This is a genomic window from Candidatus Rokuibacteriota bacterium (genome assembly GCA_030647435.1).
Taxonomy (GTDB): Bacteria; Methylomirabilota; Methylomirabilia; order Rokubacteriales; family CSP1-6; genus AR37.
On record JAUSJX010000004.1, the window covers coordinates 23,974 to 39,341 of the forward strand.

The following is a 15,368-nucleotide window of genomic DNA, read 5'->3' on the forward strand; positions in this document are numbered from 1 at the left end:
GTAAATCCGCGTCAGTAGTACACCGCCCGCCCGGCGCCCCCGGTGGCCACGACGAGCTCGCCCGTGACGGCCCAGGCCTTGTCCGAAGCCAGGAATGCCGTGAGGTAGGCGATCTCGGCTGCGTCCACCATGCGGCCGATGGCGTTGCCGCGCGGGGAATCGTCGGCGAAGTCGCGTTTCTCGACGTCCTCGGGAGCGATGCCCAGCTCGGCGGCCCGGGCGGCCAGCAGGCGCGGGGTGCGCTCCGTGCGCGTCACGCCTGGGTGAATGCAGTTGACCGTGATCCCGTAGCGACCCAGCTGGACGGCCAGGGTCTTGGTGAAGTGGACGAGGGAGGTGTTGCGCGCGCCGCCGCTCAGGTTCCCGGCGTTGCGCGCGTTGGTCCCGCTGATATTAATGATGCGGCCCCACCCCTGCTCCTTCATGTAGGGGATGGCGGCGCGGGCACAGCGCAGCGCCCCCACGTACTTCACGTTGAAGTCGTGCAGCAGATCCTCGTCAATTACGGATTCGATGGGGCCGGTCGCGGTGGCCGAGCCGCCCGGCGGAGAGCCGCTGTTCACCAGGATGTGCAGCCCGCCCAGCTGTGCGGCCGCCTGGGCGACCATCGCGTCCACCTGCGCCTTGCTGGTGACATCGGCCACCAGCGGGATGATGCGGCGTCCCGTGTCGGCGGCCAGCTCCCGCGCCGTCGCGTCGAGCCGCTCTTTCGTCCGCGCCACGATCGCGACATCCGCCCCTTCGCGGGCCAGCTCTCGCGCGATGGCCTTGCCGATGCCCAGGCTGCCCCCGGTCACGATCGCGTGCTTGTCTCGAAGCCCCAGATCCATGCGGTGACCTCCCGTCCTGCCCCTGTGAAGTCTCGGCGCTACAGCGCGACCTCGAGCGTTGCCTCGCCGAGGCCGTCGATGGCGAAGCGCACGCGGTCGCCGGGCGCCGGGAACTTGGTGGTAATGCTGCTGCCCGTCATCACGATCATCCCGCGATGGAGCATGCGGCCGTGGCGGTTGAGGAGATTCGCCAGCCACGCCACGGCTTCGAGGGGGTGGCCGAGCGCATCGCCGGTTTTGCCCTGGCCCCCGGGCTGATCGTTGATCCAGCAGCGTGTCACCGCGCCCTCGAGGTCGACGCCGCGCCACTCCGTCACCGGCGCCCCGAGGACGACCCCGCCGTTCCAGGTGTTCTGGGCCACGAGGGTGAAGGCGTCGAGCGTCTTGTAGTCGGCGCCGCCGTCCTCGACCAGCTCGAAGGCAGGCAGGCACGCGGCGACCCGGCCGGCCACGGACGCGCGCGTCCAGGGCGAGCCGCTCGCCGGCAGATCGTCAGCGAGACGGACCGCCACCTCGAACTCGACGCCCAGGTGGTGATACGCGGTTAGTTCGATCCGGGCCGGCGAGGGATGCACGACCTTCGAGAAGATGGCGCCGGCGGCGGGCTGGTCCACCCCGGTCATCTGCTGCATCGCCTTCGAGGTCAGCGCGATCTTCCAGCCGGCGATCTCGCCCCGCCCGGCCTCGGCCATGAGCCGGTGGAGCGCGTCCTGGATGTGATAGGCATCGTCGAGCGGCGCCGCCCGGAGGGCGGGGTCGAGCGGGCGGTACCGTGTGCGCGACTGGTGCACCTCCAAGAAGGCACGGGCGGTAGCGTCGATCGTCTCAGGCGTCAGCATCTGTTTCCTCCAATGTCTACTCGAGCCCGAACACCCGGGCGGCGTTGCCGTAGAGCCACTTCTCCTTGACGGAGTCCTTGAGCGGCAGCTCGAGGTACTCCCGGATCAGCGTCTCGTGCGGCTGCCCGACGAGGTCCGCCGAGAGCCCGACCAGGACCTTGTCCTGGATGAGCGTGTTGCCAAACTGCATCAGCATCTCCCATCCCGAGCCGGGCTGGCCGAGGTACTTGGCGCGGTGGGCGGAGGTGTCGAGGTAGAGCTTCGGATGGCGACGGACCAGCGCGACCATCTCGTTCACCCACGGCCAGCCCCCGAGGCCGCCGATGATCGTCAGCTCGGGGAAGTCGATGGCCACCTGGTCGAGGTGCCTCGGGTGGCCGAGATCGTACGGCCGGTCGGTCGCGTAGTTCATGGAAGAATAGACGCGCACGGGGATGTCCAGCTCGGCGGCCTTGGTGTAGAGCGGGTAGAACCGCCGATCGCTGGCCGGGATGCCGTCCACGAGGGCCGAGACCCCGAGGGCCCGGAAGCCCTGCTCGCGCACCCGGCGCTCCAGCTCGCGGACGCCGCGCATGCGGTCGTACGCGCTGATGCGGGCGAGGCCGATGAAGCGGTCCGGGTAGTCGCGCAGCAGCTCGGCCGCTTCGTCGTTGGTCGTCCCGAAGGGTACGGCCCGCACGATGCCGGCGCGCTCGAGCAGCTCGACGTAGACGGAGAGCTCTGTCGCCGGCCGCGCGTCGCCGCCGTCCCGGCGCGAGCGGAAGATGCGCCCGTAGTTGGCCATGCCGTAGCCGGCCGGTCGTTCGGCCCCCGACGTGCCCGATGTCGCGCTCGGTGCCGCCGTCGGTGGGCCGGCTGCGGGAGCCGCGCCGTCAGCGGCCGCGCGTTTCGGGACGCTGCACTCCATGTCGATCACTCGCATGAGCATCTCCTCCCAGGGGATTCTAACCGAGAGAGGAGGCCCCCAAACGGTGCTATCGTGGCACGGCAATCGCGGTGACCACACCTCGGGAGGATGACGATGCCGGTATTCACGCGTCCTGATGCCGAAATCCACTACGAAGTCCACGGGTCTGGCTATCCGCTGCTGCTCTTTGCGCCGGGCGGCCTGCGCTCGCAGCTCGAGTTCTGGCGCCACAGCCCGGGCAATCCCGATGCCCCGCCGCCGTGGATGAATCCCATGGTCGATCTTGCCGGCCGGTTCACCGTGATCGGCATGGATCAGCGCAACGCGGGCAGCTCGCGCGGGACGGTGACGGCGACCCACGGCTGGCACACGTACGCCGGCGATCACCTGGCGTTGATGGACCATCTCGGCCATCGCCGCTTCCACGTCATGGGCGGATGCATCGGTGCCACCTTCTGCCTGACGCTGTGCGAGATGGCGCCCGAGCGAATCACCGCCGCCGTGCTCCAGAACCCGATCGGCCTGCACGAGAACCGGGACACTTGGGACGACGGTGTCCGCGGCTTTGCCAAGACCATGCTGGCGCGCGATCCCACGCTGACCGAGGACACCATTCAGAAGTTCGGTCACAACATGTTCGGCGGCGACTTCGTCTTCTCGGTGAGCCGGGAGTTCGTCCGTCGCTGCCGCACGCCGCTCCTGCTGCAGCCCGGCGTCGACAAGCCGCACCCGGCCGAGACCAGCGCCGAGATCGCCCGATTAGCCCCCAATCTCGAGATTCAGAAGGACTGGCGTGGCCCGACGCATCTCACCGAGTCGATCCGCTGGGTCACCGACTTCCTGACCCGAAACATGCCTAAAGCATGAACGACGCCCTGACCGGCCAGACCGTCGAGCTGCTGCAGCAGATGATCCGCAACCAGTGCGTGAACGACGGCAGCGTCGCATCCGGCCAGGAGGTGCGCACCACCGACCTGCTTCGCACGTACCTCGAAGGCAGCGGCCTCGACCTCGAGGTCTACGAGCCTGACGGAGCGCCGGGCCGCAAGAGCCTCGTCGCCCGCATCGAGGGGACTGATCCGGCCGCGCCGACTCTCTGCCTGATGGGGCACACCGATGTCGTGCCCGTGACGCCCGCGACCTGGACGCGGGATCCCTTCGGGGGCGAGCTGGTGAACGGCGAGGTGTGGGGGCGCGGCGCGATCGACATGCTGAACCTTACCGCTTCCCAGGCCGTCGCCCTCAAAGCGCTGGCCCGGCGCGGGTGGCGGCCGCGCGGCACGCTGGTCTATCTGGCGTGCGCCGACGAGGAGGCCGGCGGCGCGCTCGGCGCCGGGCACGTGTGCAAGCGTCACTGGGATGCGCTCCGGGCGGACTACCTGTTGACCGAGAACGGCGGGACCGTCAGCTCGCACGGCGACGAGCTGAACGTCACCGTGCACGTCGGCGAGAAGGGCGTGGCGTGGCGCCGGCTGCGCGTCAAGGGCACGCCCGGACACGGCTCGATGCCGTACGGTGCGGACAACGCGCTCGTCAAGGCAGCGCACGTGGTCAGCCGCCTGGCGGACTACCGCCCGGCGCCGTACGTGGACGATCTGTGGACCGCCTTCGTCGCCTCGCTCAGCCTCGACCCGGCTTTGAAGGCCGCCCTGGTCGATCCCTCTCGCGTGGACGAGACCATCGCCAAGCTCTCCCCGGACATGGCGAAATTCGCGTGGTCGGCCACGCACACCACGTTTTCGCCGAACATGTGCCGCGCCGGCGTGAAGACCAACGTCATCCCCGACGTCGTCGACATCGAGGTCGATATCCGCACCATACCCGGCGACAACGAGGACGAGGTGCGCCGGCACATCGACAAAGCCCTCGGCGACCTGTCGGAAGAGGTGAAGATCGAGAAGCTCTTCTCCAAGCAGGCATCCGTGTCGCCCACGGGGACACCGCTCTGGGACGTCCTGGGTCGGGTCGTCGACGGGCATTACCCGGGCGCGAAGCTCCTGCCGCGCATGATCGTCGGGTTCACGGACGCGCCCTACTTCCGCGAGCACGGCGCGGTCGCCTACGGCTTCGGCCTGTTCTCGCGGGCCTTGACGGCCGAGGCGATGTCGAGCCGCTTCCACGGCAACGACGAGCGTGTCGATGTGGAATCGCTGGCGCTCACCACGCAGGCCTGGCTCGACACCTGCGAGCTGTTCCTCGGGTAGTCCCTGACGCCCGGACGTTAAAGGGAGCCACTCTGATAGCCGCACGAGGGCTATTGAGGCGTTGATCGGCCGTCAGCCGAGATCGACCCCGAAGGTCAGTCGGTTCGACGTCGGTGGTTACGGCCCCCCGCAACCAAACAACCAAGGGGTTAGCGACTGATCGCTAACCCTTTGGTTGTCTCTGCTAACGGATTGCTAACTGGTGATGCGGTTGGATCGAGTTGGCAAGACGTGATCGTCGTTCAAATCGACCGTTCCAACGAGGAGCCGATTGGCCTCCGCCGACCCGCCCAGACGGGGATGGCGCCTCAACGAGCGGCCTCTGTGCAGTGCGTTCTCACATTGCGGGAAGATCGGTGAACTGCTCGCGCGCACGGGCGATCGCCTGCTCGAGCGTCATCGCCGCGCCCTCCGACCAGACCGCGTCGGCGGTCGCCGCGTCGAGTTGCGCGCGCGCTGCGACGACGGCGCGGTCGAAGGTGCCGCGGTCGCTGGCCGAGCACCCGAGACTGTGCGCGCGGCGCCGCGCATCGGCCGCAGCCAGCAAGCTCAGCGCGGCCGGCGCCCGGCCGCGCGCGGCGACCGCCCCGGCCAGGTTCTCCAGGCTCGTGGCGATGCCCGGCTCGTCGTGCGTCTCCGCGTACAGCGCCAGGCTGTCCTGGAAGAAGCGCGCGGCTCGCGCCACGTCACCGTGCGCCAAGGCCGCCCCGCCGAGCTGATTGAGCCGCGGTGCAAGCTCGTCCTTGGCGTCCTTCTCGCGCAGCAAGCCCAGGCCCTGGTCGCCGACCGTCCGCGCGTGCTCGTGGTCGCCTGCCTCGTGCGAGGCCAGGGCGAAACCGATCAATGACTTCGCCAGGCAGAACCCGTCGTTCATCTCACGGAACCGAGCCACGCTGGCCTCGTAAAAGTTCCGCGCCCGCGCGTGGTCCCGCCGGTGGTGCGCGACGCCGCCGAGGCTCCGGAGCGCAGTCGCGATGGCGTGGTTATCATCGAGCTCCTCGGCCAGCCGGAGGCTCTTGCTGTACAGGGCTTCCGCCGGACCGAAATCGCCCTCCGCCGTGAGGACGCCTCCCAGGTTGTCGAGCGCATGCGACAGGCCCCGCCTGTCTTCGATCGCTTCGAAGAGGGGCACGCTCTCCTCGAGTAGCGACCGCGCGCTGGCGAGGTCCCCGTCGGCGCTGACCATCTCGGCCAGGTTGTTCAGCGCGTGCGCGGTGCCGCGCTGGTCGGCGAGCTCCCGAAACAATGCGAGACTCTCCGCCACGAGCGCCTTGCCTCGCGCGCGGTCGCCGAGGGTACGCGTGGTGTCGCCGAGGTGGTCGAGCGCTTCCGCGATCCCGCGTTTATCACCCAGCTCACGCCACACCGCGAGCCCCTGGGTTTGGAGATCGATCGTTTTCGCGAACTCGCTCCAACGCGCCCGCAGGTGGGCCGCCCCGTCGAACACCCTGGCGAGCGCGCGCCGACTCACGGGCGTGACGGCGGAAGCCGGCAAGTCGTGGGCGCGCGCCAGCAGCTCATCGAGCCACTCGCGTCCCTCGCGCAGGTATCCGTGCGTGTCCCAGAACATCCACAGCGCGCTCCCGAGACGGAGCGCCGGCTCCGTCTCTTCGCGATCGAGGGACCAGCGCAACGCCGCCCGCAGGTTATCGTGGTCCGCCTCGAGCCGCTTCAGCCAAGAGACCTGCTCGGAGCCCCGCAAGCGGGGCTCCGCATCCTCCGCGAAGCCGAGATAGAAGTCGCGATGATGATCGCGCACGACCTGGCCTTCGGCCGTCTCCATGAGCTTCTCGAGGCCGTATTGTCGGATGGTCTCGAGCAAGCGATAGCGTGGGTCGCTGCCCTGGCCGTCTGTCAGGCAGAGCGACTTATCCACCAACCGACCGAGCAAATCGACAATGTCGTAGCGGTCGACACCATCGCCCACGCACACAGCCGCCGCCGCTTCCAGTGTCCAGCCACCGACGAACACCGACACGCGCCGGAACAGCCCGCGCTCGGCCTCAGAGAGCAGGCCGTAGCTCCAGTCGATCAGGCCACGCAGCGTCTGGTGCCGCGGCAGCGCGGTGCGACTGCCCCCCGTCAACAGACGGAAGCGCTCGTCCAGATGCGCGGTGATCTGTTGGACGGACAGTGTGCGTACGCGCGCCGCCGCCAGCTCGAGTGCGAGGGGAATGCCGTCCAGCCGCTGACAGATCTGCACCACAGCGGGCGCGGTGCCATCCGTGAGAGTGAAGTCGAGCTTCACGGCGGCGGCGCGGTCGACGAAAAGCCGGATCGCCTCATACTCCGTGAGGCGCTCGAGTGGTGGCAAGTGACCCGAGTCGGGTAGGGATAGGGGTGGGACGCGGAAGGTGACCTCGCCCGTCAGGCCGAGCGCCTCGCGGCTGGTTGACAGGATCTTCACTTCCGGGCAGCCGCGCAGCAGCGCGTCCGAGAGGCGGGCGCACGCGTCGATCAGGTGCTCGCAGTTGTCGAAGAGCAACAGCACGCGCTTCGGACGGAGATGGTCGACCAGCGTCGTGACCAGCGGGCGGCCGCCCGCCTCCTCGCGCGCGCCGAGCGTCGTGGCGAGGACCTGGGGCACGAGCGCAGGGTCGGCCTGCGGCGCGAACTCGACCAGCCACACGCCGTCGGGATACTCGTCCAAGAGGCTGGCGGCGATCTCCAGGGAGAGGCGCGTCTTGCCGCTGCCGCCGGGCCCCGTGACCGTGAGCAGATGCGTCTCAGCCAGCAAGCGCTTCGCCTCCGCGATCACGCGTTCACGCCCGATGAAGGTCGTGAGCTGTCTCGGCAGGTTGTTGGGGACCACCTCCAGCGACGTGAGCGCGGGAAACGTGTCCGGCAGATCCTGCGCGACCACTTGGTAGATGTGCTCCGCGCGCGCGAGATCGCGCAGGCGATGAAGGCCGAGATCGCGCAGCTCCACGAGGGATGCCGGGTCGTTACGGACGAGCTCCTGCGTGGCGCTCGATAGGAGGATCTGCCCGCCGTGCGCGACGGACAGCACCCGCGCCGTGTGGCTGAGGGTGAGCCCGGACACACATACTCGCCGGGCTTGTGCTCACCCGCATGGAGGTCGGCCGTGCCCGTATGCAGGGCCATGCGGACCCGGATCGGGCCCGTCTCGCCCCACAGCTCGGCAGCGAGCGCGCGCTGCGCGGCGAGCGCGGCCGCCACACCCTCCGATGCGGTGTGGAAGGCGGCGCAGAACGCGTCCCCGACAATCTGGAAGACGTAGCCGCCGGTCAACTCGATCGCCTGGTGGAGCAGCCCGTGATGGCGGACCAGGGCGCCCTTCATCGGCTCGGGATGCTGCTGCCAGAGCCTCGTGCTGCCCTCGATGTCCGTGAAGAGGAAGGTGACCGTGCCTGTGGGAAGAGACGACATGTTTATGCCCTCGCCCTCCGCGCTATGCGGGTCACTCTATCAGATCGGCGGTTCGCCCGGGCCTGCCAACGCCCTGGCGTGACGCAGGGGTATCGGCGCGGCCATGGCGCCGGAGTACTCCAGGGCGCGGCCCTTGCCCCGCCCACGTATCGACCTCGTGACGCCAGCACACCGTGCTGTGACAAGGCAACGAGGCCAGTTTCTCCCCGGCCACACCCACCTGGCACCCGGCATGGCACAGTGCGACGACCTCGAAGGCGATCAGGGCAGTGCCTTCGCCCTATGACGCTGAGCGAATCTGCGCCGCCGCTGGGGCGTGGGCAAGCAACGGGCGGAAAGGGGCCGTGCCGGAGCCGGTGGGGAACGGAGGGAATGAAGCCAAGTCTACGTTAGGTCGATCCAGTAGATTTCCGGGGCGTGTAGCATTCTGCATATCCAGCCCCCGCAACCAGCCAAAATCCCGGAGCCAAAACGGATCTCGGAGGTTTGGTGTGTCTCGTGGAACGATGTAGATTCGTCAGGTCTGGAGGTCACCCACCGCCGCGGACAGGGCTTGGAGCTCGGCGCGCCAGGACGCCGGCGGGGCCACCGGACGCACGACGAACTTGGTGAAGCCGACGCCAATGAAGCGCTCGAGAAGCTGACGCAGAGCTGGCAATCCCACCGGCGTGAGCTCGAGGGCTCGGGGGCGGCGGGCGGTCATGATGCGCGCGGTCGCCGGGTCGATGGGCTCGCGAGCGTAGCCGATGCTCATGCCGAAGTGCTCGGGGCTGATCGAGCGCCCGGCGTTGACCGCCGCTTCGTCGATCACCACGCGCCCCGCCGCCGCCTCTTCCGGCGTGCAGAGCGACGGCAGCCAGCCGTCGGACAATCGGCCGCAGCGTTCGAGCGCCGCGGGCACCGTGCCGCCCAGCCAGACTTCGAGCGGCTGCTGCACCGGCAGCGGCGAGAGCTTGACGTCGTGGAAGCTGCCGGCGGGGCCGTCGTGGCTCACCGTTTCACCGGCCCACAAGCGCCGCAAGAGCGGCAGCGCCTCGTCGATGAACGCGCCGCGGTGCTTGGGTTCGACGCCGATGGCCTCGCGCTCCGGCGCGTACGTGAGTCCGGGCACCAGCGTTACCAGGAGCCGCCCTCTGCACAGGACGTCGAGGCTCGCGAGCTGCTTGGCAAGCCGCAGCACGTTGCGTCCCGGCAAGAGCATCGTGGTCCCGAGCTTCACCCTCGGATTGCTCGCCGCCGCCCAGGCGAGGCCCACCACGGGATCGATCACGGGGCCGGTCAGCACCTCCGAGAGCCACAGAGAATCGAACCCCAGCTCATCGATCGCCGTCACGAGCTCGGCCAGCGCCTCCGGTGTAGCGGAAGCTCCTGCGGCGCCCACCCCAATGCGGATCTTCATGGAGCGATTCTAGCCCGTTTCCTTCGAGAGCGTCCGGCCGTATCGTCCCAGTCGTTGTCGTCCTTCAGATCGACGGGACGTACGAGCGTAGCGTGCACCCTGGTCTCGTTCATCTATGATGCCTCCGACGCCTTTTCATCCGGCGCCTCGCTTGACACGATTTCTCCCCGTGTGTCATTGTTCTTCATCTCTTTCGAACCAACTTACACGCTGAAGGAGTGACATATGCGCGATGATAACGAAAGCCCTCCGAGCGCATCTGATGACTTGCGCGGGACGGAGAGGAGACGCGCCCGGCCGCCGGACAGTCCGGCCGGCATCCTGCTGCAGAATTTCCTTGTCGCCATGAACGCGGTCGGGGAGGACGCGGAGGACAGCTACCGTCGAGCCTTGGCGGACCTCCGGAAGCGAGCTGATCTCGCCTTGGTCGAAATCGCCCGCGCGCAGAACGACTGCGATCGGCACGACTACCCGACGCGTTGGGTGCACGTTCATGCGGCGGCAGAGCTCCGGCACCCCGCCGCGCTACCGTTCCTGCTTGACCTGGTCCTCACTCCGATTCCACCGGAAGAAGCCCCGGATCCCCATTCGTATTCGACCGTCGCCGAAGAGACGATTCTGCGTACGACCGCGGTGGAGGGGATCGGCTACCTCGCCAAGGAACGCCGGGAAGCGATCGAGGCGCTCTTCGAATGCCTCAAGCAGCCTTCCCTGTCCATCCGACGTGCCGCGGTCCAGTCGCTTCTCAAGACGTCGCGCGGACGAAGCCTCCGCTCGCGCATCGCCAACGCGTTGCCGGAGGATCAGCGATTCCTGCTTGATCTGAAAGCGCTCGAAGTCAGTGACGTTCCCCAGATCAAGCGGCCGCAGCGTCACCTCAGCAAGACGGGCGGCCGGGCGGGCATCGCTCCCGCTCCGAGCCTGCCCGGCGACGAGCCCCGAACTGAGCAGGCCCGGAAACCGGGACCAACGAGGAAGGGGTGAGCTCATGGCGACGTGCACCGTACCGACCATCCCGGACAAGACGGTAACCGGCGACAGCCTCTATGGTCCACGGGCTTGCTGGCAGGCGTTCATCGATTGGGCCTGGTACGCCCATGGATTTCAGAAGAACTATTGGGACGATGGGTTCGGATACGAGGACTGCTGCAACACCGACCTGCCGCTGGCCCGCATCTTCGGGGCGATGTGGTTGCTCAACTACTCGGCCGACGACTACTGGAACGAGGATTGGAGCAACAACGCCCTGCACTGGGGTCGCCGCTACGTGCGGGACCAGATCAACGATTTGCGATCACTCTGTGGGGACGGCACCGCGATCGCTCGGTCCGTATCCGGGCACGTGGAGCTCTACCTTGGCTGTTTTTATTCGAAAGACTGCGCCGGCCGCGCCGAGACACTCATCCACGAGTCGCGCCATCTCGGTGGCAAGCCGCACGACGCAAACTTTCCCGCGGGTTCCGTGTTCGGTGCCGGCAAGAGTGGGGCCGATTCGACCTGGGGCTACGAAGGGGCGTGGATGTACGGCGCGCTGTATCTCTGGTGGTTCTATGCCGACGGGCGCCGCACGACCTGGGCGCTCCGCCAGGCCGCTCGCCAGCGCGCCAATCTCGTCATCGACAACGCCTTTGCCACGCACCCTGGGTTCACGATCTCGTAGCGGGGTGGAGGGATCTCTTCGGCTCAGGTTGAAGGGGCAACTTCGAGGCTAGCAGCTTCAGGTCCTGCGCGTTCACGACGTCTCCGAGCCTCGAAGCCGGGCCGGACGATGCGAGACGGTTCGACCGCGCCGTGACGAGGCTCCGCAGGCCGAAGACGCCAAGCTACCGCTGGGTCATCGTCTCGACCCTGTCCGTGACCGAGACGATCTCGTGGGGCATCCTCTATTACGCCTTCGGTATCCTCCTGGCCCCGATGGAGCGGGAGATGGGCTGGTCGCGCGCCCAGAGCACGGCGGCCTTCTCCATCGCGCTGCTCGTGTCGGCTATCTTCGCCGTCCCCGTCGGGCGCTGGGTCGATCGCGGCGGCGCCCGCTTCATGATGACGCTCGGCTCGTGCGCGGGCGCCGCGCTCATGGTGGCCTGGGCGCGCGTCGAGAGCCTGCCCGCCCTGTACCTCATCTGGGCGGCCGTCGGCGTGACGATGGCGGCCGTGCTGTACGAGCCGGCGTTCGCCGTCCTCGCCAAGTGGTTCGTGCACGACCGCGAGCGCGGCTTCACCATCCTGACGCTCGCGGCCGGACTCGCCAGCACGATCTTCAATCCGATCGCGAGCTTGCTGGCCGCCTCGCTCGGATGGCGGCAGGCGGTGCTGGTGCTGGCGGCCATCCTCGGAGCGACGACGATCCCGATGCACGCCATCCTGCTGCGCGGCGGCCCGGCCGACGAGGGCAAACCGGCGCGCGAGGCCACCGCTCGGCGAGAAGCCGTCGGGCCGTCTGACGTCAACGCCCGGGCGGCGCTACGGACTGCCACCTTCTGGTTCCTGGCCCTCGCATTCCTGATCCAGTCGTTCGCGCACGCCGGCATCAGCCTGCACTCCGTCCCCATGCTGATCGAGTGGGGCTACAAGCCGACCTTCGCGGCGACCGTGATCGGTTTGGTGGGCGCGATGCAGGTCCTCGGCCGGCTGGTGTTCGCGCCGCTGCGCACGCGTCTGTCGGCGCGCGCGGTGACGATGCTGATCCTCGCGTGCCAGAGCGTGGCCTTCCTCATCTTGTGGGGCGTGCCCGGCGTCGTCGGCCTCTTCGCCTTCGTGGCCTTTTTCGGAATCAGCAATGGCATGGCCACTCTCGTGCGGGCGTCGCTTGTCGCCGAGCTGTGGGGCCGCACGCACTACGGCGCCATCGCGGGCGCGCTGTCGGTGTGGTCGACGCTGGCCCGCGCGGCCGCGCCGCTGAGCATCGGCCTCGCCTACTTGGCGTGGGGAGGCTACGGGCCGATTCTCCTCACGCTGGCGATCCTATCCGCGCTGGCCGTGCTGTCGGCCGGTCGGGCGCTGAGCGTCGCGCCCTCCGCGCTCTCGCCCTCGAAGCCCGCCTGATCCACAGTTCTCTTATCGCTTGCCGTGTTACGCTCGCCCGAGGTGAGCATGCCGAACCTCTTCGAGGAATTTCGCACCATTGTGGCCGCCCTCGGCGCCGCTCAGGTGCCTTACGCGATCTGCGGGGGAATCGCGATGTCTATCCACGCGCGCCCGAGGGCAACCATCGACATCGACCTCCTGGCGCCGCCGGCCGCCGTCGCGTCGCTCGTCGATGCGCTCTTGCCGTGCGGGTTCGTTCGACGCGAGCGGACACCGACGCGATTCGCCGAGGACGAGGTCGTGATGCATCGGCTCACCAAGATTGTCCCCGGGGACCCAGAGGTGCTTCTGCTCGACGTGATCGAGGTCCGGCCAGGCGCGACCGAGCGCGCATGGCAGACGCGCATCAACACCGAATGGGAGGGACAGTCCGTGACGGTGGTCTCACGCGCCGGGCTGATCGGACTCAAGCGGCTGCGAGGCTCGCCACAGGACATCGCCGACATCGCTTTGCTCGAGGAGCAGGAGTGACCCCCGCTGAACGGGCCGTGCTGGCGACCTCCCAGGCACGCGACCTATGTCTGTCGCTTCACCGGGCGTTCGTCGGCCCGCGGGCCCTCGAATGCCTCCGCGCGGATCAGGCCGTCCTGCTGACGCCGGCGGAGCTGCGGGTCGCGCTTGGTCTGGCGTGGGCCGCGCGGGACCTCACCTTGGTGCGCAGCGCGCTCGCGAGCCTCTCGGCCGACCGCATCGGTGCCGATCCCGCCCTGTCGGCATTTCGCGACGTCACCCGATGACTTTAAAGGAGCGCCCGCGAGCACAGGTCTGATATCAAAGAAGGAGATGGCCACCGCACTCGCCAAGGCCCCGACCGCAGAACCGAAAGCCACCGAGCCGAAAACGTCCGTATCCGCCGCCGAGATGGGCGCCCGCCAGCGGGACATCTCCGTTTCCGAGTTCTTCACCAAGAACCGCCACCTGCTCGGCTTCGACAATCCCCGGAAGGCCCTCCTCACCTGCGTCAAGGAAGCCGTCGACAACGCGCTCGACGCGGCCGAGGAAGCGGGCATCCTGCCGGAGGTCGTCGTCACGCTGGAGGTCGTGCCGAGCAACGGAGAGGCGCCGCCGCCTGCCAGCCAGGCGACCCGCTTCCGCGTTACCGTCATCGACAACGGCCCCGGCATCGTCCGCCACCAGATTCCGCCGATCTTCGCCAAGCTCCTCTACGGCTCGAAGTTCCACCGCCTGCGCATGAGCCGGGGACAACAGGGGATCGGGATCTCCGCGGCCGGCATGTACGCCCAGCTGACGACCGGCAAGCCGGTGCAGATCATCTCGCGCACCAGCGCGCGCGGCGCGGCCCACTACTTCGAAGTCCAGATCGACACCAAGAAGAACGAGCCCAGGATCTTCGAGAACAAGAAGATCGGCTGGGACCACCCACGCGGCACGCAGGTGACGCTCGAGATCGAGGGGCGCTATCAGAAAGGCCGCGCCTCGGTGGACGAGTTCCTCGAGCAGGTCGGCATCGCCAATCCGCACGTGAAGCTCGTCTACCATACGCCGGAGGGGGAGACCCGGGAGTATCCGCGGACGATCGACGAGCTGCCGCCCCAGCCCCGCGAGATCAAGCCGCATCCCTACGGCATCGAGTTCGGAATTTTGCTGAGAATGCTCCACGACACCCGGAGCCACTGGCTCTCGGGGTTTCTCTCGGGCGATTTCAGCCGCGTCTCCCCGGCCGTCGCCCAGGAGATTTGCAAGACGGCCAAGCTGTCGGCGAACGCGCGTCCGCGAAATATCCACGGCACGGACGCCGAGGCGCTCTACAAAGCCATCCAGGCGACCAAGATCATGGCGCCGCCGTCGAACTGCATCTCGCCCATCGGCGAGAAGGCGATCCTCCACGGGCTCTACAAGCAAATCAAAGGCGAGTTCTACACGGCGGTGACCCGGCCGCCGTCCGTGTACCGCGGCAACCCGTTCATCATCGAGGCTGGATTGGCCTACGGCAAGGGACCGGATCAGGCGAAGGGTAGCCCGGAAGCGCCAGCGGCCCCGCTGGCCGAGGGCGAGCAGCGGGACGACGACAGCGAGCTGGCCCGCGTGATTCGCTACGCCAACCGCGTCCCGCTGCTCTACCAGCAGTCGGCCTGCGCGACCTACAAGGCCGCGCTCGAGACCGCGTGGCGGAACTACGGTATCGCCCAGTCCAGGGGCGCGCTCCCGGCCGGCCCCATGGTGATCTTCGTCCACATGGCCTCGGTCTGGGTGCCGTTCACCAGCGAGTCGAAGGAAGCGATCGCCGACTACGACGAGATCCGCAAGGATATCAAGCTCGCGCTGCAGGAATGCGGGCGCCGCCTCGGCATGTTCCTGCGGCGGCGCGAGCGGGCCAAGAGCGAGTTCCGCCGGCGCAACATTTTCGAGCTCTACATCGAAGAGGTCGTGGAGGCCTGCGCCCGGCTGAAGGGCGGCAAGCTGTCCAAGGAAAAGCTCAAGGCCCAGCTGGAGAAGATCGCCGCGAAGCGGACCGGCGGCGCCAAGACCGACGCGATCCTGGACCGCCACAGCGGCCCGGAAGGCCTCCCACACTCGATCATCGTCACCCCCGAAGGCCCCGAAGGGGAGGCGCCGGTGTTGCCGGGCGCCGAGCCGAGCGCAGTCGCACCGCCCGAAGTGCCCAAGCCGGCCAAGACGGCAAAGCGCAAAGTGAAGGCGGCCAAACGTAAGACGAAGCCGCCGAAGCACAAGAAGAAGAAAAAGAAGAAATAA

At 68.1% G+C, this 15,368-nt stretch carries 13 protein-coding genes; 8 read left to right on the forward strand and 5 right to left on the reverse strand.

What is annotated here, in order from left to right; genetic code table 11:
- Positions 1-11: 11 nt before the first annotated feature.
- From Q7W02_00330 to Q7W02_00340, 3 genes are read right to left on the reverse strand one after another with little or no spacing between them, the layout of a single operon-like run.
- Entirely contained in the window at positions 12-830 is an 819-nt protein-coding gene (locus tag Q7W02_00330; GenBank protein MDO8474636.1) for an SDR family oxidoreductase, read from the reverse strand.
- Positions 831-868: 38 nt separating this feature from the next.
- Positions 869-1,669 carry a fumarylacetoacetate hydrolase family protein gene (locus Q7W02_00335; protein MDO8474637.1) on the reverse strand — a complete coding sequence of 267 codons (801 nt, stop codon included), beginning with the start codon at positions 1,667-1,669 and terminating at the stop codon, positions 869-871.
- A gap of 16 nt (positions 1,670-1,685) precedes the next feature.
- Positions 1,686-2,591, reverse strand: a complete 906-nt coding sequence (locus Q7W02_00340) for an amidohydrolase family protein (protein MDO8474638.1) — start codon at positions 2,589-2,591, stop codon at positions 1,686-1,688.
- A gap of 99 nt (positions 2,592-2,690) precedes the next feature.
- Here Q7W02_00340 and Q7W02_00345 point away from each other — a divergent pair, with 99 nt between their 5' ends.
- Positions 2,691-3,443 (forward strand): alpha/beta fold hydrolase, encoded by a 753-nt coding sequence (locus Q7W02_00345; GenBank protein MDO8474639.1) that lies wholly within the window; start codon positions 2,691-2,693, stop codon positions 3,441-3,443.
- The gene (locus tag Q7W02_00350; protein MDO8474640.1) at positions 3,440-4,780 is read left to right on the forward strand and encodes a M20/M25/M40 family metallo-hydrolase; all 1,341 of its coding nucleotides are present in this window, start codon (positions 3,440-3,442) and stop codon (positions 4,778-4,780) included. Before Q7W02_00345 ends, Q7W02_00350 begins: the two co-directional genes overlap by 4 nt.
- A 337-nt stretch (positions 4,781-5,117) precedes the next feature.
- On the opposite strand, the gene Q7W02_00355 is transcribed toward Q7W02_00350, so the two are convergent.
- Together Q7W02_00355 and Q7W02_00360 are read right to left on the reverse strand one after the other, a co-directional pair.
- A complete protein-coding gene (locus Q7W02_00355) occupies positions 5,118-7,823 on the reverse strand; it encodes a tetratricopeptide repeat protein (GenBank protein MDO8474641.1) in 2,706 nt (901 codons plus the stop codon).
- A gap of 864 nt (positions 7,824-8,687) precedes the next feature.
- Entirely contained in the window at positions 8,688-9,569 is an 882-nt protein-coding gene (locus tag Q7W02_00360; protein MDO8474642.1) for an LLM class flavin-dependent oxidoreductase, read from the reverse strand.
- A 225-nt stretch (positions 9,570-9,794) separates the two neighbouring features.
- Here Q7W02_00360 and Q7W02_00365 point away from each other — a divergent pair, with 225 nt between their 5' ends.
- From Q7W02_00365 to Q7W02_00390, 6 genes are all read left to right on the forward strand, one after another.
- Complete coding sequence (locus Q7W02_00365) at positions 9,795-10,553, forward strand: hypothetical protein (GenBank protein ID MDO8474643.1); 759 nt, start codon at positions 9,795-9,797, stop codon at positions 10,551-10,553.
- 4 nt (positions 10,554-10,557) lie between these two features.
- Positions 10,558-11,229: a hypothetical protein gene (locus Q7W02_00370; GenBank protein MDO8474644.1), complete on the forward strand. Its 672-nt coding sequence runs from the start codon at positions 10,558-10,560 to the stop codon at positions 11,227-11,229.
- A 131-nt stretch (positions 11,230-11,360) separates the two neighbouring features.
- The gene (locus Q7W02_00375; protein ID MDO8474645.1) at positions 11,361-12,611 is read left to right on the forward strand and encodes an MFS transporter; all 1,251 of its coding nucleotides are present in this window, start codon (positions 11,361-11,363) and stop codon (positions 12,609-12,611) included.
- A gap of 48 nt (positions 12,612-12,659) precedes the next feature.
- The gene (locus Q7W02_00380; GenBank protein MDO8474646.1) at positions 12,660-13,124 is read left to right on the forward strand and encodes a nucleotidyl transferase AbiEii/AbiGii toxin family protein; all 465 of its coding nucleotides are present in this window, start codon (positions 12,660-12,662) and stop codon (positions 13,122-13,124) included.
- On the forward strand, positions 13,121-13,390 hold the full coding sequence (locus Q7W02_00385; protein MDO8474647.1) for a hypothetical protein: 270 nt from the start codon (positions 13,121-13,123) through the stop codon (positions 13,388-13,390). The genes Q7W02_00380 and Q7W02_00385 overlap by 4 nt, the downstream gene beginning before the upstream one ends.
- 46 nt (positions 13,391-13,436) lie before the next feature.
- The gene (locus tag Q7W02_00390; GenBank protein MDO8474648.1) at positions 13,437-15,368 is read left to right on the forward strand and encodes a DNA topoisomerase VI subunit B; all 1,932 of its coding nucleotides are present in this window, start codon (positions 13,437-13,439) and stop codon (positions 15,366-15,368) included.

Excerpts from the sequence above, each read along its gene's own strand:
- Q7W02_00330 (MDO8474636.1), bottom strand. The coding sequence starts at position 830 with ATGGATCTGGGGCTTCGAGACAAGCACGCGATCGTGACCGGGGGCAGC.
- Q7W02_00335 (MDO8474637.1), bottom strand. The coding sequence starts at position 1,669 with ATGCTGACGCCTGAGACGATCGACGCTACCGCCCGTGCCTTCTTGGAG.
- Q7W02_00340 (MDO8474638.1), bottom strand. The coding sequence starts at position 2,591 with ATGCGAGTGATCGACATGGAGTGCAGCGTCCCGAAACGCGCGGCCGCT.
- Q7W02_00345 (MDO8474639.1), top strand. The coding sequence starts at position 2,691 with ATGCCGGTATTCACGCGTCCTGATGCCGAAATCCACTACGAAGTCCAC.
- Q7W02_00350 (MDO8474640.1), top strand. The coding sequence starts at position 3,440 with ATGAACGACGCCCTGACCGGCCAGACCGTCGAGCTGCTGCAGCAGATG.
- Q7W02_00360 (MDO8474642.1), bottom strand. The coding sequence starts at position 9,569 with ATGAAGATCCGCATTGGGGTGGGCGCCGCAGGAGCTTCCGCTACACCG.
- Q7W02_00365 (MDO8474643.1), top strand. The coding sequence starts at position 9,795 with ATGCGCGATGATAACGAAAGCCCTCCGAGCGCATCTGATGACTTGCGC.
- Q7W02_00370 (MDO8474644.1), top strand. The coding sequence starts at position 10,558 with ATGGCGACGTGCACCGTACCGACCATCCCGGACAAGACGGTAACCGGC.
- Q7W02_00380 (MDO8474646.1), top strand. The coding sequence starts at position 12,660 with ATGCCGAACCTCTTCGAGGAATTTCGCACCATTGTGGCCGCCCTCGGC.
- Q7W02_00390 (MDO8474648.1), top strand. The coding sequence starts at position 13,437 with ATGGCCACCGCACTCGCCAAGGCCCCGACCGCAGAACCGAAAGCCACC.